Source organism: Anaerolineae bacterium (assembly GCA_011176535.1).
Taxonomy (GTDB): Bacteria; Chloroflexota; Anaerolineae; order Anaerolineales; family DRMV01; genus DUEP01.
The window spans coordinates 1-2,734 of sequence record DUEP01000123.1; the positions used below are offsets into that span (position 1 = coordinate 1).

3 protein-coding genes are annotated in these 2,734 nt (G+C 62.9%); all 3 read left to right on the plus strand.

Features of this window, described 5'->3' with window-relative positions:
* Positions 1 to 90: 90 nt before the first annotated feature.
* Positions 91 to 1,683: a spermine synthase gene (locus tag G4O04_10515; GenBank protein ID HEY58942.1), complete on the plus strand. Its 1,593-nt coding sequence runs from the start codon at positions 91 to 93 to the stop codon at positions 1,681 to 1,683.
* Positions 1,684 to 1,750: 67 nt separating this feature from the next.
* The gene (locus G4O04_10520) at positions 1,751 to 2,431 is read left to right on the plus strand and encodes a TIGR01906 family membrane protein (GenBank protein ID HEY58943.1); all 681 of its coding nucleotides are present in this window, start codon (positions 1,751 to 1,753) and stop codon (positions 2,429 to 2,431) included.
* Positions 2,432 to 2,444: 13 nt separating this feature from the next.
* The coding region (locus G4O04_10525; GenBank protein ID HEY58944.1) for a hypothetical protein at positions 2,445 to 2,734 on the plus strand (290 nt) is incomplete at its 3' end.

The window sequence follows — 2,734 nt, forward strand, 5'->3', positions numbered from 1 at the left end:
AATTCCATGTTAATCCAAATTTGGTCCTTTTCGCAATTTCCCGAATCCTCCTGCCATCTCAACCTGCGCGAGGACGGGTATAATCATTCCATGCGAGGGTTCCTTTCGTTTGCCGTTTTCGTGGCTGGGGTGATAAGCCTGGGCGTTGAGTTTGCCGCCTCACGCCTTCTGGAAGCTGTCTTCGGGACGAGCAACCTGGTCTGGGCCGCCGTGATCGGCCTGATTTTGCTTTACCTGGCGGCGGGGTACTTCCTGGGGGGCAGGGTCGCCGACCGTTTCCCTGCCCCGACGGTCTTTTACCGGTTGCTGGCCTGGGGCGGGCTTATCGTGGCCCTGGTCCCTGTGCCAGCGCGCCCTCTGCTCTACCGCGCGGCGGCAGCCTTCGACCGGCTCCAATTGGGCCCCCTGCTGGGCGCTTTCGTGGTCGTGCTGATGCTCCTCAGTGTGCCCGTCACCCTGCTGGGGATGATCGCGCCGTTCGCCGTGCGCCTGGCCGTTCGCACCACTGAGGAAACAGGGCGGGTGGCGGGGAGGCTTTACGCCCTTTCCACCTTAGGCTCCTTCCTGGGCACTTACCTCACCGTGTTGTTGCTGATCCCCGGCCTGGGCACGCGCCGCACCTTCATCCTCCTCGGCGGGGTGCTGGTGCTGACCGGCATCGTTGGCCTGTTGCTCAGCAACCAACCGCGTTACGCCCTCCGTTTGCTCTGGATGCCTTTTCTGGTCACCTGGTTGTACTTTGGCTGGGCGCAAGGCCCCATCAAGGGCACCCCAGGGCAGGTTTACGAAGCCGAGTCGGCCTACAATTACATCGAAGTCATCGAGCGAGACGGCTACCGTTACCTGCGCCTCAACGAAGGGCAAGGCATTCACTCGGTGTACCATCCCACGGTGCTGCAATACAACGGGGCGTGGATGCATTTTTTGGCAGGGCCTTTTCTCAACGAACCCCCGTTCCTGCTCGCTGAAGTGCACCGCCTCGCCATTCTGGGCCTGGCCGGCGGCACGGTGGCACGCCAGGCCACGGCCATCTTTGGCCCCATCCCTATCGATGGTTACGAAATCGACCCAAAGGTGTTGGAGGTGGGCCGCCGCTACTTTGGTCTGGACGCCCTGCCCAACCTTCGCCCTTACGCCATGGACGCCCGGGTGGGCCTCCGGCGTTCGCCCTATCGTTACGATCTCATCGTGGTGGACGCCTACCGCCCGCCTTACATCCCTTGGCATCTGACCACCCGGGAGTTTTTCGGCGAAGTGTGGCAGCACCTGAGCACCCACGGCGTGCTGGCGATCAATGTGGGGCGGGCCGGTGAGGACCGTCGCCTGCAGGCTGCCCTCACGGCCACGCTCCTGCAGGTCTTTCCCACCGTTTATGCCATGGATGTGCCCGGCACGTTGAACACCATCCTCTACGCCACCGTTCAACCCGCCGATCCGGCCAACCTGGAGCAAAACCTGGCCCTCCTGTTGGCCAACCAACAAGGCGGCCCGCTGCTCTGGCAGGCCATCGCCGATGCAGTGGCCTATCCCGCCCCCATGCCGGTAGGAGACACGATTTTTACCGACGACCGCGCTCCGGTGGAAGCCCTGGTCAACGCCATGGTACTGGATTTCTTCCTCTGGGGGGAGATCCAAACCCTGGGGCCGGTGACCGAACCCTCAAATCCGGCAACCGGACCCTGAGGTCCGACTCCTCCCTCGGGGCAAGGACTCCCCCATCGATGGAGGCCCAATTCCGGAGGTCTGACTCATGCGCCAAGTCTTTTCCTGGCTGATCTCGCTGGCCGTCGTTCCGGTTCTGGTGGTGCTTGGCTTACGCCTGATGCTCACGCCCCTTTACATTCAAATCGAATATCGCCTGCCCGGCTTCCCCCCTGACCCCTACGGGTTCAGCCAGGCCGATCGGCTGCACTGGGCCGAGTTGTCCCGCCAGTACCTGCTCAACGACGCCCCCATTGCCTTCCTTGGTGACCTGCGCTTCGAGGACGGGGGGGCCGTGTTCAACGACCGCGAATTGCGCCACATGGCCGATGTCAAGCGGGTGGTCAAGGGCGCCCTGACCGTGGGGTACGCGGCCCTGGCCTTCGTGCTGGTCCTGGGGCTTTGGGCCTGGCGTAGGGGTGAAACGGCTTTTTATCGTCATGCTCTGGCGCGCGGCGGCTGGCTGACCATGGCCTTCGTCGGCCTCATTGTTCTCTTCTCCGTCGCCGCTTTCAATGTGTTCTTCGTCGCCTTTCACCGCATCTTCTTTGAGGGCGATACCTGGCTCTTCAATTATTCCGACACCCTCATCCGCCTCTTTCCCGAGCGGTTTTGGCGCGACGCCTTCCTCTGGGAGGGTGGCGTGACACTGGGTTTAGCCTGGATTCTCACACGGCTTACCCCCCTTGGGCTCCTACCTCTCCTCCGCCAGGGTGAGGGTGGGGGTTGACGAGCATGCCGCGATGAAAACCATTTTCATCCCCTTGGAACCTCATGACGACATTCTTTCGGTGCTGGATCGCCTGAACTGGGTGAAAGGGCATCGAGCGTTGTTGCTCTGGCCCGAAGAAGGCTGCGGGCTGGAAACCCGTTTGGATTTTGTGCGTTTGGTGCGCCGGGCGCGGGCGTTGAACCTCCGCCTGGCGCTGGTGACCACCGACCGGCGAATAGCCAGTCTGGCCCAGGCGGTGGGTCTGCCAACCTTTGCCTCCCGCGAAGAGGCCCTGCGGCGGCCCTGGGCGCGCCGCCGACG